This is a genomic window from Nonomuraea basaltis (assembly GCF_005893125.1).
Taxonomy (GTDB): Bacteria; Actinomycetota; Actinomycetes; order Streptosporangiales; family Streptosporangiaceae; genus Nonomuraea; species Nonomuraea basaltis.
Window position 1 is genome coordinate 1 of sequence record NZ_VCJS01000543.1, and the last position, 1,519, is coordinate 1,519.

Sequence of the window (1,519 nt, forward strand, 5' to 3'; positions counted from 1 at the left end):
GCGCGGCGCAGGCGGGCCGCGTATCGCGTCCCGTCACGCCAGGCCACCTCGTCGTCGGCCGGGTCGCCGGCCAGCTCCGTGGCCAGGTCGGTGAGGTCGTCGAAGTCCACGAGGGTGGCATGCGTCTCGGGGTGTTCGAGGGCGAGCACCCTGATCAGGCCCCGCAGGGCGGCCGGGCCGGGGTCCGCCGGCTCTCCGTCCCGTACGGCCTGCGCCCGCTCAGTGGCGATCATGATCCTGACGCCTCGCCCGGCCAGGCCGGCCACCTGGAGCATGATCCGCCGGACCCCGGCCGGGTCCAGGTGGCGAGGAGGCAGGACCAGGACGTTCGCCGGGTCACCGGGACGGCCCACGAGGTGGTGGAGGCGGGCCGCCCGCGTATCCCCCTCATCGGCCAGGATGAGCCATGCGCGGGGTGGGCCCGCCTCCGGCTGTGGGGTGGGTGTCCACGTGCGGGTGACCAGCTTGGCGTCAAGCCTCGTGGGCACCGGCCCCGGGGGCAAGTTCGCGGTCTCGGCATCTGAGAAGGCGCCGTTCACGGCCACGTGGCCGATCCGCTCCAGAGCGGCACCACCGTCCGGGGCCGGGGTGAGGGCGGCCGTGCCGTAGACGGTCCAGGCGCCGGCGGCGTTCTTGGCGGAGAGCTCGACCTTGGTGCCCGCCAGGGTGATCGTGACCTGGGCGGGCAGCGGGAGCAGGCCCCGGAGCGTGACGTCGTACAGCTCGGCCTCGCCGTGCACCTCGGTCGCCGCCGCGTGGGCGAGCCTGGCGACGGCGGCGAGCGGGAGCACGGGGTGGCCGTCGCGGTGCCAGTCGTCCGGCGGCAGCCGCCACGGCGCGTCGGCGAGGTCGTCGAGCGTGGTCGTCCAGGAGTGGCCCGCCGGGGTCTCCACGTGGGCGCCGAGCAGGGGGTGGCCGGTCGGGGGCCGCTTCGGCGTGGCCCAGTGCCGTACGTGGTGCCAGGGCGAGTGCGGCACGTCGGTGATCCGGCCGCTGGTACGCGGAACGACGGCGGCGGCCGCGGCGGCCACCTGGTCGTAGAGGCCGCCCGCGGTGATCAGGGTCGCCGGCGGGAGGGTCTCGCGGAGGGCGTCGGCCAGCAGGGGGCGGGGGCCGAGCTCCGTGAACAGGGTGTGGCCGTCCTCGGCGGCCGCCCGTACGGCCTGCATGAGGCGTACGGGGCGGCGCAGCGCGGCGGCCCAGTAAGCGGCCTCGAACGCCGGCACCTCGCGAGAATCATCGAAAACCGGAGAATAGTACGGAATATCCGGCTTACCGCCCACGATCCCCGCCAGCTCCTCCCTGAGCCGCGGCAGCAGCGGCCTGACCTGCGGCGAGTGCCCGGCCCCCTCGGCCGTGAGCGTCCGCGCGAACAGCCCCCTGACCGCCACCGACGCCGCGAACTCCGCCACCCGCCCGGGATCCCCCGTCACCACGGTCTGCACCGGCGATGAGTAGACGGCCACGTGCAGGTCATCCGGCACCTCGTCCGCCCCCACCTCCACGACCGCCATCGCCC

Annotated in this window: 1 protein-coding gene; it reads right to left on the reverse strand. The window is 75.2% G+C overall.

Annotated features, from left to right (window positions below; genetic code table 11):
• A partial coding sequence (locus tag EJK15_RS69270) for an acyltransferase domain-containing protein (protein ID WP_138720915.1) occupies positions 1-1,519 on the reverse strand: 1,519 nt, incomplete at both ends.